The organism is Delftia sp. WSY_12 (assembly GCF_043104645.1).
In the GTDB taxonomy this organism is placed as follows: Bacteria; Pseudomonadota; Gammaproteobacteria; order Burkholderiales; family Burkholderiaceae_C; genus Comamonas; species Comamonas tsuruhatensis.
This window is the reverse complement of sequence record NZ_JBICKW010000012.1, coordinates 206,873-222,387: the sequence shown is the minus strand read 5'-3', so window position 1 is coordinate 222,387 and position 15,515 is coordinate 206,873. Positions and strand designations below refer to the sequence as shown.

Genomic DNA, 15,515 nt, shown 5'->3' with positions numbered 1-15,515 from the left:
GAAAAGGCCAGTGCCGCCAAGGGCTACGAAGTGCCGCGCTGGCGCATGGGCGACCCACGCGTCGCAGCGCAAAACCCGGAGTTTCGCTAAAGTTTGCCGCATGCACAAAAACAACCAACCCATGTCCATGGTGCAGATACTGCTGTGCGGGGGCGCAGTCGTGACGCTGTCCATGGGAATCCGGCACGGCTTCGGCCTGTGGCTGCAGCCCATCACCCAGGAGATGGGCTGGACGCGCGAGTCCTTCGCGCTGGCCATTGCCATCCAGAACCTGTCCTGGGGCGTGCTCGGCATCTTCGGCGGCATGCTGGCCGACCGCTTCGGCGCCTTCCGCGTGCTCCTGGTGGGCGCGCTGCTGTATGCGCTGGGCCTGGCCGGCATGGCCATGGCGCCCACGACAACCTGGTTCGCCCTGACGGCCGGCGTGGTGATAGGCGCAGCCCAGGCCGGCACCACCTATGCCGTGATCTACGGCGTGCTGGGCCGCCAGATTCCCGTGGCGCGGCGCAGCTGGGCCATGGGCGTGACGGCGGCGGCGGGCTCCTTCGGCCAGTTCTTCATGGTGCCCGTGGAAGGCAGCCTGATCTCGAACTTCGGCTGGTCCAACGCCCTGCTGCTGCTGTCGCTGTGCGCCCTGATGATCATTCCGCTGGCCTTCGGCCTGCGCGAGCCGGGCTTCACGGCCGGCAATACCCGACCCGTGCGCGACCAGAGCGCGGGCCAGGCCGTCGCCGAAGCGCTGCGCACGCCCAGCTTCGTGCTGCTGACGGCTGGCTACTTCGTCTGCGGCTTCCAGGTGATGTTCATCGGCGTGCACATGCCCAGCTACCTCAAGGACTACGGCCTGGCACCGCAGGTGGCCAGCATCTCGCTGGCGCTGGTGGGGCTGTTCAACATCGTCGGCACCTACGTGGCCGGCAACCTGGGCCAGCGCCTGCCCAAGCGCTACCTGCTGTCCACCATCTACTTCACGCGCTCGGTGGTGATCGTGCTCTTCCTGCTCGCGCCGCTGACGCCCTGGTCGGTCTACATCTTCTCGGCCGCCATGGGACTGCTGTGGCTGTCCACCGTGCCGCTGACCAATGCCACCGTGGCCCAGATCTTCGGCGTGCAGCATCTGTCCATGTTGAGCGGAATGGTGTTCTTCAGCCACCAGGTCGGCAGCTTCCTGGGTGTCTGGCTGGGCGGCTATCTGTATGACCACACCGGCAGCTACCAGGTGGTCTGGTACCTGGCCATCGGCCTGGGCGTGGCCGCCGGCCTGCTGAACCTGCCGATACGCGAAGCCCCGGTGGCAAGGCCGCGTGCGGCGCAGGCGGCGGCCTGACATGACGACAGCCACCACGCCCCGCCCACAGCTGCTGCGCAGGCTGGCGCTGTGGGCCGCCGTGCTGCTGGTGCTGGGCCTGGTCTTCATGCTCTATCTGCAGCCCGAGTTCATGCTGGGCATGGCCGACCAGCTCTGGGCCTGCTTCTGAAATTGAAGCGCGGCAAAGGCCTGGCGGCACAATGGCGGCCGCTTTCAATTCATTTCCGAAATTTCACATGCACGCAGCCACGCCGCCTTCGCCCTGGATCCAACGCTGGTCGCATCTTCTGGCACCCGAGGCCACCGTGCTCGACGTGGCCTGCGGCCCTGGCCGCCACATGCGCTGGTTCCATGCACGCGGCCATGCAGTGACGGGCGTGGACCGCGACGCCCAGGCCCTGGCCGGCCTGCAGGGCGTGGGCGAGCTGCTGTGCGCCGACATTGAAAACGGCCCCTGGCCCCTGCCCGGCAGGCAGTTCGGCGCCGTGGTCGTGACCCACTATCTGTGGCGCCCGCTGTGGCCGGCGCTGCTGGACAGCGTGGCCCCCGGCGGTGTGCTGCTGTACGAAACCTTTGCCCAGGGCAACGAGGCCTTCGGCAAGCCTTCCCGGCCCGATTTCCTGCTGGCGCCCGGCGAGCTGCTGCAGGCCTGCGCGGGCTGGCACATCGTGGCCTACGAGCACGGCCAGCTGGGCGAGCCCGATCGCGTGGTCCAGCGCATTGCGGCACTGCGCCCCGATGCAACAGGCCGGGAACCCGTGGCCATGCTGGCGCATCAGAAGGCGTCAGGCTCTGCAATCGCCTGAATCCCTACAGGCGACCGCCTTGGGCCTGCCTCCGACACTCGTTAGAATGATCCTTTCCCGTTTTTTCTTGCGGACATGACATCCTCCTCCGTCGCTCTCACTGGCAGCATCGTTGCCCTCATCACGCCCATGCACGAGGACGGTAGTGTTGACTACCCGGCGCTGCGAAAACTCATCGACTGGCATGTGGCCGAGGGCACGGACTGCATCGGCGTGGTGGGAACGACAGGCGAATCCCCCACCGTCAACGTGGAGGAACACTGCGAAATCATCCGCGTGTCCGTCGAGCAGGCTGCGGGCCGCGTTCCCGTGATGGCAGGCTGCGGGGCCAACAGCACGCACGAGGCCATCGAGCTGGCCCGCTACGCCAAGAAGGTCGGTGCCGACAGCCAGCTGCAGGTCGTGCCCTACTACAACAAGCCCACGCAGGAAGGCCAGTACCAGCATTTCAAGGCCATTGCCGAAGCGGTGGGCGACCTGCCTGTGGTGCTCTACAACGTGCCCGGCCGCTCGGTGGCCGACATGCAGCACGACACCGTGCTGCGCCTGGCGCAGATTCCCGCCATCATCGGCATCAAGGAAGCCACGGGCAACATCGAACGCGCCCAGTGGCTGATCCGTGAAGTGCCCGAAGGCTTCGGCGTGTACTCCGGCGATGATCCGACCGCTGTGGCACTGATGCTGTGCGGCGGCCACGGCAACATCAGCGTCACGGCCAACGTGGCGCCGCGCCTGATGAGCGATCTGTGCAAGGCGGCCCTGGCCGGCGACGTGCGCACCGCCATGGACATCCAGATGCGCCTGATGCCTGTGCACAAGAACCTCTTCGTCGAGGCCAACCCCATTCCCGTCAAGTGGGCCGCAGCCCGCCTGGGCCTTTGCGGCCCGGCCATGCGCCTGCCGATGACACCCCTGAGCAAGAATCTGGAAGCCACCGTGGAAGCCGCCCTGAGCTCCGCTGGCCTGCTGTGAGGCGCCCCGCCCCACCGACCGAACGCACCAAGGATATTCGCGTGAAACAGCCCATTGCACGTCTGAGCCTGCTGAGCCTGGCCATCGGCCTGACAGCCTGCACGACCACGTTCCAAGAGAGCAAGATCGACTACAAGAGCGCCGGCAAGCAGCAGGCGCCCACCCTGGAAGTCCCGCCAGACCTGACACAGCTGTCCACGGACTCCCGCTACGCCGTGCCCGGCGGCGTGGTCTCCGCCGCCGCCATGGAAGCCAACTCCAAGGCGCAAAAGCCGGCAGAGGGCCGAACGGCCACCGCCGCCCTGGGCGATGTGCGCATCGAGCGCAATGGCGAGCAGCGCTGGCTGGTGATCAAGCGTCCGGCCGACCAGCTGTGGGAGCCCGTGCGCGACTTCTGGCTGGAAAACGGCTTCATCTTCACCACCGAAGACCGCCAGCTCGGCATCATCGAAACCGATTGGGCCGAGAACCGCGCCAAGATCCCGCAGGACGTGATCCGCAAGACGCTGGGCAAGGTCTTCGACGGCCTGTACTCCACCAGCGAGCGCGACAGGTTCCGCACCCGCCTGGAGCGCTCGGCCGACGGCTCCACCGAGGTCTACATCACGCACCGCGGCATGCAGGAGGTGTACACCAGCGCCCAGAAGGACCAGACCATCTGGCAGCCGCGCCCCTCCGATCCGGAACTGGAAACCGAATTCCTGCGCCGCCTGATGGTCAAGCTCGGCGTGAGCCAGGAGCAGGCCGACGCCGTGGCCAAGGCCAACACCACCACGGCAGCCGCCACCGGCAGCGTGCGCATGGAATCCGCCAACGGACAGCCCGTGCTGCAGATCGACGAAGGCTTTGACCGCGCATGGCGCCGTGTCGGCGTGGCCCTGGACCGCACGGGCTTCACCGTGGAAGACCGCGACCGCAGCCGCGGCATCTACTTCGTGCGCTATGTGGCGCCCGATGCCAAGGTCGAGCCCAAGGGATTCTTCAGCAAGCTGTTCAGCCGCTCGCCCGACGCGGCCGCGCCGGTCAAGTACCAGATCCAGGTGCGCAGCGAGGGCGACAAGTCCACCGTCACCGTGCTCAACACCCAGGGCCAGCCAGAGACCTCGGCCAATGCCCAGCGCATCGTGCGCGTCATCACCGACGACATGAAGTAGGCGATCCTCACGTCGGGATTGAGGCGGCAGCCGCCGCCCTCGCCTGCAGCCACCGCGCATTCACTTGCCGGTGGCTTTTTTGCATCCGGGCCGTCGTGCATAGACCATGGATATGCATGACCGGGCCCCGATGGACGAAAAAAAACCGCAGCCCGAAGGATGCGGTTTTTTCGCAGCACAAGCCTAAGCCTGTGCCACCGGCGAAGGCCGGATTACTGCTTGGTGGCTTCCTTGGCGGCAGCGTCGGCAGCAGCCTTGGCGGCGTCTGCAGCAGCAGCGTCAGCAGCGGGAGCGGCAGGTGCAGCTGCGTCAGCGGCGGGCGCTGCGGGAGCAGCTGCGTCGGCGGCGGGAGCAGCAGGAGCGGCTTCTGCGGGAGCGGGAGCTGCCGGTGCGGGAGCTTCAACAGCAGGAGCGGGAGCGGGGGCCGGAGCCTCTTCCTTCTTGCCGCAAGCGGCCAGAGCTGCAGCAGCGATCACGGTAGCCAGGATCAGAGAGTTCTTCATCACAGTTTCCTAGAGAGTAGGTAAGAAGACAGTAAACAGGAGGGCCCCGCCGTTGCGACACCGGATGCAGGCAACCGGAGCGCTACGGCCAAGCCGCGTCAAAACATTCATTCGACTCGCGTCAGATTATAGGGAGGTTTTCCCGAAGCTGACCGAAACTGACAGCCTCAGAACAATTCCGCACAAATCCTCTTGCAAAGTCCGGATGGGGCAGTGGATTGACTGCCTTGACATGCACTGTGTAACAAAAGCAGGTGGCTGTCAATTTACTGACGGACTCAAGACAATTCTTTACAAATCTAACGAAGTCCGCCCTTGTTCAGCAGCACGCTGTCAACAGTGAATGCCCGAACTTAGCATGCCTGTGGCGCAGCGTCTACCCGGTTCAGGACAGCTTGCCGCCACGCACCCAGCCTGCGTCAAACCACGAGGACAGCAGCTCCAGCGCATCGTCGCTGGCCTTGGCCAGATCGGTGCGCGACAGCGCGCGCGTGTCGGCCAGCTTGCGCATCAGCGTGGCATCGCGGCCACCGGCCAGATAGCTTTCTCCGTTGATGAAGATGTGCCTGGCGTCATACATCATGCGGGTGCGGCGGTCCAGGACCACGCTCTCGAACATGCCGTTTTCCTCGCCATGCTCGAACCACACATTGGCCTTGGGCTCGGTCATGTACTCGCCCAGAGCGCGCTCCAGCGCCAGCGGCTCGGCCAGCGCGCGTTCCAGCGACTTGCGGGCGAAATCGTGCAGGCTGGCGGGAATCTCGCCCGGGGCTTCGACGGCCGGCTGGTCGGGATCGCGGTAGACGACCGGCACTTCGGGCTCATCGGGCTCGTCGGACATGCGCAGCAGCAGCTCGCGGGCCAGCTCGTCGCGCGCGGGCGAGCGAAAGCCGATGGAGTACGTCATGCACTCGCCTTCGGCGATGCCGTCATGGGCCCACTTCGGGGGCAGGTAGAGCATGTCGCCGGGCTCGAGCACGAATTCCTCTTCCGGCTCGAAATGCGAGAGCACCTTCAGCGGCACATCGGGCTGCAGCGACAGGTCCTTCTGGCGGCCGATGCGCCAGCGCCGGCGGCCATGGGCCTGCAGCAGGAAGACGTCGTAGCTGTCGAAATGCGGGCCGACGCCGCCCTGGTCGGTGGCAAAGCTGATCATCAGGTCGTCCAGCCGCGCCTCGGGCACGAAGCGGAACTGCTGCATCAACTGGTGCACGCCGTCGTCGTGCAGGTCCACGCCCTGCACAAGCACGGTCCAGCCGGGCTTTTGCAGCGAAGGCAGGCTGCGGCGCGACAGCGGGCCGTGGCTGAGCTTCCAGTGGCCACCGTCCTGCTGCTGGATCAGGCGCGATTCCACACCGTCCTCGCCTGCCATGGCCAACAGCCTGGCGCGCGGAATCAGGGGCTTGAAGCCCGGGATCGCCTGGCGCACCAGCAAGGGCTTCTTGTGCCAGTGGCGGCGCATGAATTGGGAAGCGGTAAGCCCGCCCAGCAGGGCAAGCGGGGTGTTGGTGTCCATGGAATGGTCCGAAATGAGCAGAAAGACAGGGCGGCATTGTCCTATGCGGCCATTGCCCTGTCCTGGCGCCAGCGCAAGCCGGCCCGAAATGGCCGGACGACGCTCAGCCCGCAGCCGTGCGCATGGCCCTGAAATCCGAGGGCGCCAGGCCCGTATAGGCCTTGAAGGCCCGGCTGAAATGCGCGCTGCTGCCAAAGCCGCAGTCCATGGCGACTTCGGTGATGGTGCGCTGCGCGTGCTCGGGCAGCAGCAGCTCGCGCATGCACAGCTCCAGCCGGCTGTGCTGTATGAAGGCGCCCAGGCTGGTCTGGCTGTCCGCAAAGGCGTTGTGCAAATGGCGCTTGCTGCAGTTGAGCGCGGCGGCCACGGACTCCACCGACAGGCCCGGATCGCGCAGATGGGCCACCACATGGGCGCGTATGCGGTCCTGCAGCGCCAGTTGCTGGGTGCCTGCCGTGCCCTGCCCGGCCAGCTCCTGCAGCGAAAGATGGACCATGTCCACCAGCAGCTCGCCCGCGCGGCGCGCCAGGTGCGGTGCCATGCCGGGCAGCTCCTGGTAGGTGCTGCGCATGGTCTCCAGCGCGATGCGGGCGATGCCCGAGCTGCCGCCCACATTGCGCCCCATCAGCCCTTCCAGCCGGATGCCCCGTTCCACGATGGCCTGGCGCGGCAGCATCACGATGAGGTGCTCCGACCATTCGGGATTGGCCACCTCGTACTCCTGCGCCGTGTCATAGATGACCCAGCTGCCCTTGCGCACGCTGGCCTCGCGGTTGTGCTGGCGCACGCTGGCCACGCCCTCCCAGGGCGCGACGATCTTCAGATAGGGGGACTCATGGGCGCGCAGGCCCTGCATGCTACGCATGACGCGGTGGCGGCCCGCCTCCAGCCGGGTCAGCACCACATCGCCGGCATTGGCCACGCGCACATGGCCTTCGAACAGGCGTTCGCCATAGACATCGGTATCCAGGCCCGCAAACAGGCTCGACATCCAGGCATGCCAGGCCGACGCCGTCTCGCCGGGCGGCAGTCCGTCGGTGCTCAACACCATGGCATCGGTCATGTGCGGTCTCTCCTGATCGCCGCACGGGTGAAGGATCTGTGTGCGGCCATGGACGTGATTATGGGAAAGTGCAGGCCTGTCGCGCCCCATGGCTTTCCCCGCGGACAGCCAGGACAAGGGTAAACCCCGGAGCCTGTGCACGATCCGTCATGCGCTTTGTGCGCGCAGCGGGCTGCCTGCGCCATCGCCTGCTTCTACGATGACCGGCACGCCCGGCAGCGCCAACGTCCAGGCCACAACCGCATACCAAGGAGACAGTCATGATCGAACAAACCATGCTCATCGCAGGCCAGGCCGCACAGGCCGGCAATGGCGCCACCTTCGAGCGCCGCAATCCGCTGGACGGATCGGTGGCCACGCGCGCCCCGGCCGCCACGCGCGAAGATGCCGTGCGCGCCGTCGAGGCCGCGCAAAAGGCCTTCCCCGCCTGGGCCGCACTGGGCCCGACCGAACGCCGCCAGATGCTGATGAAGGCATCGCAGGCGCTGGAGGCCAAGACCGAGGCCTTTGCCGCCGCCATGGCCGCCGAGACCGGCGCCTCGGGCATCTGGGCCGGCTTCAACGTGCACCTGGCCGCCAACATGTTCCTGGAGGCCGCATCGCTGACCACCCAGATCAACGGCCAGATCATTCCCTCTGACGTGCCCGGCAGCCTGGCCATGGCCGTGCGCCAGCCCGCCGGCGTGGTGCTGGGCATTGCGCCCTGGAATGCGCCCGTCATCCTGGCCGTGCGCGCCATTGCCACGCCGCTGGCCTGCGGCAACACCGTGGTGCTCAAGGGCTCGGAGCTGTGCCCCGCCACGCACGGCCTGATCATCGAGGCCCTGCAGGAAGGCGGCCTGCCGCCCGGCGTGGTCAACTTCGTGACCAATGCGCCCGAAGATGCCGGTGCCGTGGTCGAGGCCATGGTGGCCCACCCGGCCGTGCGCCGCGTGAACTTCACGGGCTCCACGCGCGTGGGCCGCATCATCGGCCAGACCTGCGCCAAGTACCTCAAGCCCGCCATTCTGGAGCTGGGCGGCAAAGCGCCCTTCGTGGTCCTGGACGATGCCGACATCGACGCCGCCGTGGCCGGCTGCACCTTCGGTGCCTTCGCCAACTCGGGCCAGATCTGCATGTCCACCGAACGCATCATCGTGGACGAGGCCGTGGCCGGGGATTTCCTGGACAAGCTGGTGGCCCGTGCCACCTCGCTGCCGCTGGGCGATCCGCGCAAGGGTCCCGTGGTGCTGGGCTCGGTGGTGGACATGGCCACCGTGGAGCGCGCCAACCGCCTGATCGACGACGCGCTGGCCAAGGGCGCAAAGCTGCTGTGCGGCGGCAAGGCCACCAACACCCTGATGGCCGCCACGCTGATCGACGGCGTCACGCCCGAGATGGACATCTTCCGCGAGGAAACCTTCGCCCCCGTCAAGGCCATCGTGCGCGTACGCGGCGAGGAGCAGGCCATCGCCATGGCCAACGACAACGAGTTCGGCCTGTCCTCGTCCGTCTACACCCGCGATACCGCACGCGGCTGGCGCGTGGCCGCGCGCATCGAGGCCGGCATCTGCCACGTCAACGGCCCCACCGTGCATGACGAGGCACAGATGCCCTTTGGCGGCGTGAAGAACTCGGGCTACGGCCACTTCGGCGGCCAGGCAGGCATCGATGCCTTCACCGAGACGCGCTGGATCACCATGCAGACCGCGCCCCGCCACTATCCGTTCTGATCGGCAGGACTCGCCGCCCGGCCTGCGCAGCAGCCGGGCCGCCGTGAGAAAATCGCGCCAACGCGGCCGCCGGCACGCCTTCGTCAAACAAGGGCGCGCGCGGCGGTCTTTCTTTTTCCCCACCGCGGCATGGGCCGCACAAGCTGCACACCATGGAAATCACAGAACAATGCGTGGTCGCTCTGACCTGGACCCTCAAGGACACCCTGGGCGAGGAACTGGACGTGCTCGATGAGCCCGTGGAGTTCCTGGTCGGCGGCGACGACCTGCTCAAGCGCATCGAGGAGGCCCTGCAGGGCCACGGCCAGGGCAAGGTCCTGGACCTGCATCTGGAGCCCGAGGAAGCCTTCGGCGACTACAACGAAAGCCTGATCTTCCTGGAGCCGCGCGCCCTGTTCCCGGCAGAGCTGGAAGAAGGCATGAGCTTCGAGGCCAGCGCCCTGCCCAAGGGCTGCAGCGCCGTGCCGCCCGACCTGCTCTACACGGTAACCGAAATCTATCCCGAGCATGTGGTGCTGGACGGCAACCATCCGCTGGCCGGCATCGCGCTGCGCCTGCACCTGAAGGTCGAAGGCGTGCGCGAAGCCACCGAGGAGGAAATCGGCCGCGGCTCGGCCGGCACCGGCTTCTTCCGCATCCAGCCCATGGCACCGGGCAACGACACGCTGCACTGAAATTGCCGCGCTGAAATGGCAAAGGGCTCCCTTCGGGGAGCCCTTTTGCATGGAGCGAGCCTGGTACTCAGCGCAGCAGCTGGTTGTTGTCCACACGCACGCTTTCGCCTACGCGCAGCTGCGGATTGCTCTGGTAGTCGAACACGCGCGTGCTGCCGTCGTTCAACTGCACGGTGACACGGTAGACATCGCGCAGGTCGCCAGGGCCGGTGTTCTTCTCGATGGCATTGCCCGCCATGGCACCGCCCACCACGCCCGCAATGGTGGCGATGTCGCGCCCGCTGCCCTTGCCCACCTGACGGCCCAGCACGCCGCCGACCACGCCACCCACCACTGCCCCGGCACCTATGCCCGAGCCACCGATGCCGCTGGGCTGCTGGATCTGAACCAGTTGCACATTGGTCACGCGCCCCTGCTGCACATAGCCACCGCCGCCCGGATAGGCCGTGCCGGGCTGGCCGCTGGCGGGATAGCCCCCGCTGGGGTAGCCCCCAGCGGGATAGCCACCTGCAGGGTAGCCGCCACCCGGATATCCGCCCTGCTGTGGATAGCCCGCGCAGGCGCTGAGCATCAGCGCTGCAATGCAGCTGGTGCCGATGGCGCCCAAGCGATGAATGGAAGGGGGCATGGAAATCTCCTGTGTACTGTCCGTGGATCGATCAAGGGCAGCCACCGACCCTGCCTGCGGCTGCATACCACTCCAACGCCCCAGGCTGCATGTGCGCCGACCGGACTGAACACTTGCTGACAAAAATCAGTCCGCCGGCCCGGCCTCAATTGCGTGCGCGAATGCTGAGCACGTTGCCGTTGTTGCCATCGACATAGAGCTTCACGGGACGGCCATCGCTGGTCTGGCCCTTGACCTGGTAGAGGCCGTCTTCCCACTCGATCTCGCGCAGGTCGCGGTAGCCCAGGACCTCCATGCGCTCGAAGACTTCGCGGATGCTCAGGCCCGGCCCCTGGAAGGCGCCGCGCACGGAGGCCACCGTGGTGGCCACGGCTTCGCCGGCCTGCACGGTCACCGAAGGACCGCCCGTGGCGGCGGCCTGGGCCTGCACCTGGGCGACCAGCCCTGCAGTGGCGATCAGAACAATGCCCAGGCCCGTCAGGCCATGGCGTGCAGCGCGGGAAATCAGTTGTTGGATGGAAGGCATGAGGTTCTCCTTGGCATGTGAAGGTCGGCGACGGGGTCGGCGACGGGGCCGGCGATTGGGCTGGCGATGCATCTGAAAAGGCCGCATCTGCCGGCTGCTGCGCCTTCGTTTCCGGTGGATTGCGACGGCGTGCAGCCATTGTTCGACGCAGGCCATGAACGCAAGCTGAAGCAGCCGTTCATCCGAGGTTCATCCACGCTGGGCTATAAAGTTTTCCATGCCCACTCCATCCTTCTCCATCCCTCGCAGGTCCTGGATGCTGCTGGCCGCACTGCTGCTGATGGCGGCGGCACTGGCCTCCTGGACCACGCCCTCGGATGCCGGCGACAGCGACCATGAACTCGCGCGCCAGGCCCTGCAGCAAGGCCGCGTGCTGCCGCTGCGCACCGTGCTCGATCAGGTCGAGCGCGACTACCAGGGCCAGGTCATCAAGGTCGAGTTCGAGCATGACGACGGCCGCTTCATCTACGAGATCCGGCTGCTGCAATCGGGCGGCCGCGTGGCCAAGCTCAAGATCGATGCACGCGATGGCAAGGTGCTGAGCTTCAAGCGCAAGGACTAGACGCAGATGCGAATCCTCGTGGTGGAAGACGAGCCCACGCTGAGCAGCCAGCTCGTGCAGGCGCTGCAGCAGGCCGGGCATACGGTGGAGACGGCGGCCGACGGCGCAACGGCCCAGTACCTGGGCGAGGTCGAGGAGTTCGATGCCGCCGTGCTGGACCTGGGCCTGCCCGTGCGCGATGGCCTGACGGTGTTGCGCGCCTGGCGCGAACAAGGGCGGGTCATGCCGGTGATGATCCTCACGGCGCGCGGCGCCTGGCATGAGAAGGTGGCCGGCATGGATGCCGGTGCCGACGACTATCTGGCCAAGCCCTTCCACATGGAAGAGCTGATGGCCCGCCTGCGCGCCCTGCTGCGCCGGCTCAGCCCGCACGCCAGCGCCCAGTGGCAATGCGGCCCCATCGTGCTGGACTCGCGCCAGGCGCGTGTGAGCGTGGCGGGCCAGCCGCTCACGCTGACCAGCCATGAATTCAAGGTGCTGGCCCTGCTGATGCAGCGCGTGGGCCAGGTGATATCGCGCACCGAGCTGTCCGAACACATCTACCCGCAGGACAGCGACCGCGACTCCAACACCATCGAGGTCTTCGTGGGCCGCCTGCGCAAGAAACTGCCGGCCGGCAGCATAGAAACCGTGCGCGGAATGGGCTACCGGCTGGTGGAAGGCGCGCCCGCTGCATGAACGCACCACAGGAAAGACAGGGATCCCGGCTCGGTGATTCGCTGCGCCTGCGCCTGCTGGCCGGCACGCTGGCCTGGGTGCTGGCGGCCGTGCTGCTGGCCGGCTGGGGACTGCGCGGACTGTTCCGCGATCACATCGCGCAGCAGTTGCAGGCGCAGCTGGTGCTGCAGCTCGACCAGCTCAGCGCAGCCGTCAACAGCCTGCCCGGCGGGCGCATTGAGGTAGGACTGGCCGTGGGCGATCCGCGCCTGGCGCAGCCGCTGTCGGGCCTTTACTGGCAGATCGACCAGGTGAGCGATGGGGCGGGCCCACCCGAGAAGGCCGGCCTGCTGCGCTCTCGTTCGCTGTGGGACCAGACACTGGACTGGCGCCAGTTCCGGGCCGATGCCGGCAATCCCGGCGAACACCGGGAAGACACGGCGTTGAGCACGGGCATGCTGCCCGATGGCCAGGGCCACCCGCTCGTGGCCGTGGCACGCCCCCTGCAATTGCCCGAAGCCGACGCGCCGCAGTTGCGCCTGATCGTTGCGGCCGACAGCGCCCTGCTGGCCGAGCCCATGCAGCGCTTCACCACCATGCTGATCGCCGCACTGGGCACGCTGGCGGCCGGGCTGGCTCTGGCCGTGGTGCTGCAGCTGCGCCTGGCGCTGCGGCCGCTGCAGTTGCTGCGCACAGGCCTGGCCGACGTGCGCAAGGGCGCCACGCCGCGCCTTGAAGGCCGGTTTCCGCAGGAACTGCGCCCCCTGGTGCAGGAGTTCAATCATGTGCTGGATGTGAACGCCGACATGGTCCAGCGCGCGCGCACGCAGGCCGGCAATCTGGCCCATGCGGTGAACACGCCGCTGTCCATCCTCGGCAATGCCGCCGCGCAGGAAGGCGGGACGCTGGCCGAGTTGGTCCGCGAGCAGGTCGCCAGCGCCAGCCGCCAGGTGGACCACCATCTGGCACGCGCCCGCGCTGCGGCCCGCCAGGCCACAGGCCTGCGCACGCCGCTGGAGCCGCCGCTGGCCTCGCTGGTGCGGACCATGGAGCGCCTGCACGCCGGCCGCGGCATCCGCTTCACGCTGAAGGGGGATGCGCAGCCTTGGGACTTTCTGGGCGACGGCCAGGACCTGATGGAAATCCTGGGCAACCTGCTGGACAACGCCGGCAAATGGGCGGCCCAGGCCGTGAGCCTGGAAGTCCAGGGCCTGGAGCACGATCAGGCCGGCGGCCCCTTGCTGCTGACGGTGGACGATGACGGCCCCGGCATCGAAGACGCCGACCTTGGCCGCATCTTCGAGCGCGGCGAGCGTCTGGACGAGCGCAGGCCCGGCGCAGGGCTGGGCCTGGATATCGTGCGTGACCTGGTGCAGACCTATGGCGGCAGCATCGCAGCCAGCCGCTCGCCGCTGGGCGGCCTGCGCATGCAGCTGCACCTGCCCGGAACGCGACGAGAGGCGTGAGCGCGGGAGGCCGCAGGGCAGCGGCTCAACCCCCTCTCAGCGCTCGCAGCACCTGCACCAGGGTGTCTGCCTGGGGAAACAGCCAGTCGGCCGCAGCGCCCAGCGCCACGGCGGCCACCAGCGCGCCCAGCACCGGCTTCCAGCTCAGGCGCAGCGCGGCCAGCAGCCAGCCTTCGCGCTCCACCACGTAGAGCGTGCGCGCCATCAGCAGCGCAAAGGCCACCTCCACCGCCACGGCCAGGAACAGGTCGGCCCCAAAGACCAGCCACAGCAGCGACCCGGCGCCCGTGACCGCGACCAGCAGCGCCGCAAACACCAGCAGCACCGGCACCAGGACGACGGCGCCGTCGTCCAGCCCATCGATGCCCGGCAGATCAAAGCCTTGCGAGGCCGAGGAAGCAGCCTCGGACATGGCGCCGCCGTCATCCCAGCTGCCGCTGGAGCCACCGCCGCCATACGAGCCGCCCTGCCCGCTGTCGAATCCGCCAGCCTCCGGCGTGCGGGCCGGTGAAGAACCGCTGCCGCCGGGCGTCACATCGGGAACATCAGACACCTCCCAGTCGCGGCGCAGCATGCATTCGGCCCACAGGCGTACCAGCAGCAGATACAGCAGATAGCCGCAGACCAGGGCCACGCCGTAGCGCAGCGCCATGCTGTGCACGCCCGCATGCAGCAAGGCCAGGCTCAGCAGCGACATGCCGGCCAGGCTGAGGCCGCCCGTCAACGCCGCATGCAGTCGCAGCCAGTGGCGCTGCTGCAGGCGCCGCCGCATGCGGTCTTCCTGCGTGAGCACCACGCGCGTCCACGACGCGGATGGGCGATGGCGAGTGCGCCGGGATGGCCTGGCCATGCGGACTCCTCCCTGAAGCGATGCCCTGGCAGCGCAGCTGCGGGCGATGTCTGGCGGAAAGCCTTATTGCTTGCCGGTGGAGCCGTAGCCGCCCGCACCGCGCTCGGAAGCCGACTCGAACTCCTCGACCACATTGAAGCTGGGCTGCACCACGGGCACGATGATCAGCTGGGCCAGGCGGTCCATGGGCTGCAGCGTGAAGGCCGTGGCCGAGCGGTTCCAGGCGCTGACCATGAGCTGGCCCTGGTAGTCGCTGTCGATCAGGCCGACCAGGTTGCCCAGCACGATGCCGTGCTTGTGGCCCATGCCCGAGCGCGGCAGGATCATGGCCGCGTAGCCGGGGTCCTTGAGGTACATGGCCATGCCAGTGGGCACCAGTTGCCATTGGCCGGGCTCCAGCGTCAGCGGCGCATCGATGCAGGCGCGCAGGTCCAGTCCCGCGCTTCCCGGCGTGGCGTAGGCGGGCATGTTCTCGCGCAGGCGCGCGTCAAGGATCTTGATATCAACGTTCATGGAAACAATCTGGGGAGCGCCTCACGGCAGGCTCTCTTGAAAAGCAAAGCGCGCATTGTGCCCCGCGCCGTCACCCGGACGACTTGAGCCCGCTGCGAAAGCCTTTGACGATGGCATTGATGATGGTGAGCAGCAAGATGAAGGGGCCGACGCCCGGAATCACCACGGCCAGGATCAGGCCGATCACGATACCCAGCAACTGGCCCGGACCTATCTTGAAGACCGTCTTCTTGACAGCCTTGGCGGCGGAGGAGGCCTGGGCTTGCTGTGCCCGCGCCGCCTGCCGGCCGCGATCGGCCCTGCCACCATTCCTGTCGCCTGCAGACGGCGGGCGCCCCGGCAGGGCAGGCACCGACGCCTGCTGCGCAGCAATGCGCGCCTTCTCGGCCGCAGCCTGCACCTGCTCGCGCACGCGCTCGACCACGGACTGGGACTGCGCGCCCGGAGTGGCCACCGCGTCGGTGAAATCGCTGCGTCCCTGCGCCATCCAGCCGTGAGCCGCAGAGCGGTACAGGGGGCTGGCGCGCAGCAGCTCATCCACATAGCGCACATAGTCGCCGTGGCGGGGACCTTCGTAGGTGTTCTGTGACATGCGGGCCTTCGA

Annotated in this window: 18 protein-coding genes; 10 read left to right on the top strand and 8 right to left on the bottom strand. The window is 67.5% G+C overall.

The features are described from left to right. Positions 1–100: 100 nt before the first annotated feature. From ACF8LI_RS06575 to bamC, 5 genes are all read left to right on the top strand, one after another. Positions 101–1,327, top strand: coding sequence for an MFS transporter (locus ACF8LI_RS06575; RefSeq protein ID WP_017404391.1), 1,227 nt, complete (start codon positions 101–103; stop codon positions 1,325–1,327). Between the two features lies 1 nt (position 1,328). Then, entirely contained in the window at positions 1,329–1,478 is a 150-nt protein-coding gene (locus ACF8LI_RS06570) for a hypothetical protein (protein WP_016447625.1), read from the top strand. Positions 1,479–1,545: 67 nt separating this feature from the next. Beyond that, positions 1,546–2,115, top strand: a complete 570-nt coding sequence (locus ACF8LI_RS06565; RefSeq protein ID WP_374007111.1) for a class I SAM-dependent methyltransferase — start codon at positions 1,546–1,548, stop codon at positions 2,113–2,115. A gap of 75 nt (positions 2,116–2,190) precedes the next feature. Continuing rightward, positions 2,191–3,087: a 4-hydroxy-tetrahydrodipicolinate synthase gene (gene dapA / locus ACF8LI_RS06560; protein ID WP_016447627.1), complete on the top strand. Its 897-nt coding sequence runs from the start codon at positions 2,191–2,193 to the stop codon at positions 3,085–3,087. Between the two features lie 41 nt (positions 3,088–3,128). After that, on the top strand, positions 3,129–4,241 hold the full coding sequence (bamC, locus tag ACF8LI_RS06555) for an outer membrane protein assembly factor BamC (protein WP_016447628.1): 1,113 nt from the start codon (positions 3,129–3,131) through the stop codon (positions 4,239–4,241). Between the two features lie 212 nt (positions 4,242–4,453). Here the strand turns inward: bamC and ACF8LI_RS06550 are convergent, their stop codons facing one another. The 3 genes from ACF8LI_RS06550 to ACF8LI_RS06540 all read right to left on the bottom strand — a co-directional run bounded on the left by ACF8LI_RS06550 (position 4,454) and on the right by ACF8LI_RS06540 (position 7,323). After that, on the bottom strand, positions 4,454–4,744 hold the full coding sequence (locus ACF8LI_RS06550) for a hypothetical protein (protein ID WP_074920994.1): 291 nt from the start codon (positions 4,742–4,744) through the stop codon (positions 4,454–4,456). 385 nt (positions 4,745–5,129) lie between these two features. Continuing rightward, a complete protein-coding gene (locus tag ACF8LI_RS06545; protein WP_126310728.1) occupies positions 5,130–6,260 on the bottom strand; it encodes a cupin domain-containing protein in 1,131 nt (376 codons plus the stop codon). Positions 6,261–6,363: 103 nt separating this feature from the next. After that, positions 6,364–7,323 (bottom strand): helix-turn-helix domain-containing protein, encoded by a 960-nt coding sequence (locus tag ACF8LI_RS06540; RefSeq protein ID WP_392414723.1) that lies wholly within the window; start codon positions 7,321–7,323, stop codon positions 6,364–6,366. A gap of 260 nt (positions 7,324–7,583) precedes the next feature. Between ACF8LI_RS06540 and ACF8LI_RS06535 the strand changes: the two genes are divergently transcribed. Together ACF8LI_RS06535 and ACF8LI_RS06530 are read left to right on the top strand one after the other, a co-directional pair. Beyond that, positions 7,584–9,035 carry an aldehyde dehydrogenase gene (locus ACF8LI_RS06535; protein WP_392414724.1) on the top strand — a complete coding sequence of 484 codons (1,452 nt, stop codon included), beginning with the start codon at positions 7,584–7,586 and terminating at the stop codon, positions 9,033–9,035. Between the two features lie 152 nt (positions 9,036–9,187). Beyond that, positions 9,188–9,709: a peptidylprolyl isomerase gene (locus tag ACF8LI_RS06530; RefSeq protein WP_043789867.1), complete on the top strand. Its 522-nt coding sequence runs from the start codon at positions 9,188–9,190 to the stop codon at positions 9,707–9,709. 67 nt (positions 9,710–9,776) lie between these two features. On the opposite strand, the gene ACF8LI_RS06525 is transcribed toward ACF8LI_RS06530, so the two are convergent. Together ACF8LI_RS06525 and ACF8LI_RS06520 are read right to left on the bottom strand one after the other, a co-directional pair. Then, positions 9,777–10,337: a glycine zipper 2TM domain-containing protein gene (locus ACF8LI_RS06525; RefSeq protein WP_046239712.1), complete on the bottom strand. Its 561-nt coding sequence runs from the start codon at positions 10,335–10,337 to the stop codon at positions 9,777–9,779. A gap of 145 nt (positions 10,338–10,482) precedes the next feature. Continuing rightward, positions 10,483–10,863, bottom strand: a complete 381-nt coding sequence (locus tag ACF8LI_RS06520) for a PepSY domain-containing protein (protein ID WP_392414725.1) — start codon at positions 10,861–10,863, stop codon at positions 10,483–10,485. A gap of 256 nt (positions 10,864–11,119) precedes the next feature. Here ACF8LI_RS06520 and ACF8LI_RS06515 point away from each other — a divergent pair, with 256 nt between their 5' ends. The 3 genes from ACF8LI_RS06515 to ACF8LI_RS06505 are packed head-to-tail and all read left to right on the top strand — an operon-like array spanning position 11,120 to position 13,548. Continuing rightward, on the top strand, positions 11,120–11,425 hold the full coding sequence (locus tag ACF8LI_RS06515) for a PepSY domain-containing protein (RefSeq protein ID WP_012206897.1): 306 nt from the start codon (positions 11,120–11,122) through the stop codon (positions 11,423–11,425). Positions 11,426–11,431: 6 nt separating this feature from the next. Then, on the top strand, positions 11,432–12,103 hold the full coding sequence (locus ACF8LI_RS06510; RefSeq protein ID WP_016447636.1) for a response regulator transcription factor: 672 nt from the start codon (positions 11,432–11,434) through the stop codon (positions 12,101–12,103). Continuing rightward, entirely contained in the window at positions 12,100–13,548 is a 1,449-nt protein-coding gene (locus tag ACF8LI_RS06505; RefSeq protein ID WP_392414726.1) for a sensor histidine kinase, read from the top strand. The genes ACF8LI_RS06510 and ACF8LI_RS06505 overlap by 4 nt, the downstream gene beginning before the upstream one ends. A gap of 25 nt (positions 13,549–13,573) precedes the next feature. Here the strand turns inward: ACF8LI_RS06505 and ACF8LI_RS06500 are convergent, their stop codons facing one another. The 3 genes from ACF8LI_RS06500 to ACF8LI_RS06490 all read right to left on the bottom strand — a co-directional run bounded on the left by ACF8LI_RS06500 (position 13,574) and on the right by ACF8LI_RS06490 (position 15,503). Beyond that, positions 13,574–14,398: a hypothetical protein gene (locus tag ACF8LI_RS06500; RefSeq protein ID WP_392414727.1), complete on the bottom strand. Its 825-nt coding sequence runs from the start codon at positions 14,396–14,398 to the stop codon at positions 13,574–13,576. A gap of 63 nt (positions 14,399–14,461) precedes the next feature. Then, complete coding sequence (gene dut, locus ACF8LI_RS06495) at positions 14,462–14,911, bottom strand: dUTP diphosphatase (RefSeq protein ID WP_017404378.1); 450 nt, start codon at positions 14,909–14,911, stop codon at positions 14,462–14,464. A gap of 70 nt (positions 14,912–14,981) precedes the next feature. Further along, positions 14,982–15,503, bottom strand: coding sequence for a hypothetical protein (locus ACF8LI_RS06490; protein ID WP_203400536.1), 522 nt, complete (start codon positions 15,501–15,503; stop codon positions 14,982–14,984). Positions 15,504–15,515 lie beyond the last annotated feature (12 nt).

Coding starts and splice junctions, on each gene's coding strand:
- ACF8LI_RS06550 (WP_074920994.1), bottom strand. CDS start 4,744: ATGAAGAACTCTCTGATCCTGGCTACCGTGATCGCTGCTGCAGCTCTG.
- ACF8LI_RS06530 (WP_043789867.1), top strand. CDS start 9,188: ATGGAAATCACAGAACAATGCGTGGTCGCTCTGACCTGGACCCTCAAG.
- ACF8LI_RS06510 (WP_016447636.1), top strand. CDS start 11,432: ATGCGAATCCTCGTGGTGGAAGACGAGCCCACGCTGAGCAGCCAGCTC.
- ACF8LI_RS06570 (WP_016447625.1), top strand. CDS start 1,329: ATGACGACAGCCACCACGCCCCGCCCACAGCTGCTGCGCAGGCTGGCG.
- ACF8LI_RS06540 (WP_392414723.1), bottom strand. CDS start 7,323: ATGACCGATGCCATGGTGTTGAGCACCGACGGACTGCCGCCCGGCGAG.
- dut (WP_017404378.1), bottom strand. CDS start 14,911: ATGAACGTTGATATCAAGATCCTTGACGCGCGCCTGCGCGAGAACATG.
- ACF8LI_RS06545 (WP_126310728.1), bottom strand. CDS start 6,260: ATGGACACCAACACCCCGCTTGCCCTGCTGGGCGGGCTTACCGCTTCC.
- ACF8LI_RS06565 (WP_374007111.1), top strand. CDS start 1,546: ATGCACGCAGCCACGCCGCCTTCGCCCTGGATCCAACGCTGGTCGCAT.
- ACF8LI_RS06500 (WP_392414727.1), bottom strand. CDS start 14,398: ATGGCCAGGCCATCCCGGCGCACTCGCCATCGCCCATCCGCGTCGTGG.
- ACF8LI_RS06490 (WP_203400536.1), bottom strand. CDS start 15,503: ATGTCACAGAACACCTACGAAGGTCCCCGCCACGGCGACTATGTGCGC.
- ACF8LI_RS06535 (WP_392414724.1), top strand. CDS start 7,584: ATGATCGAACAAACCATGCTCATCGCAGGCCAGGCCGCACAGGCCGGC.
- ACF8LI_RS06575 (WP_017404391.1), top strand. CDS start 101: ATGCACAAAAACAACCAACCCATGTCCATGGTGCAGATACTGCTGTGC.
- ACF8LI_RS06520 (WP_392414725.1), bottom strand. CDS start 10,863: ATGCCTTCCATCCAACAACTGATTTCCCGCGCTGCACGCCATGGCCTG.
- ACF8LI_RS06525 (WP_046239712.1), bottom strand. CDS start 10,337: ATGCCCCCTTCCATTCATCGCTTGGGCGCCATCGGCACCAGCTGCATT.
- ACF8LI_RS06505 (WP_392414726.1), top strand. CDS start 12,100: ATGAACGCACCACAGGAAAGACAGGGATCCCGGCTCGGTGATTCGCTG.
- dapA (WP_016447627.1), top strand. CDS start 2,191: ATGACATCCTCCTCCGTCGCTCTCACTGGCAGCATCGTTGCCCTCATC.
- ACF8LI_RS06515 (WP_012206897.1), top strand. CDS start 11,120: ATGCTGCTGGCCGCACTGCTGCTGATGGCGGCGGCACTGGCCTCCTGG.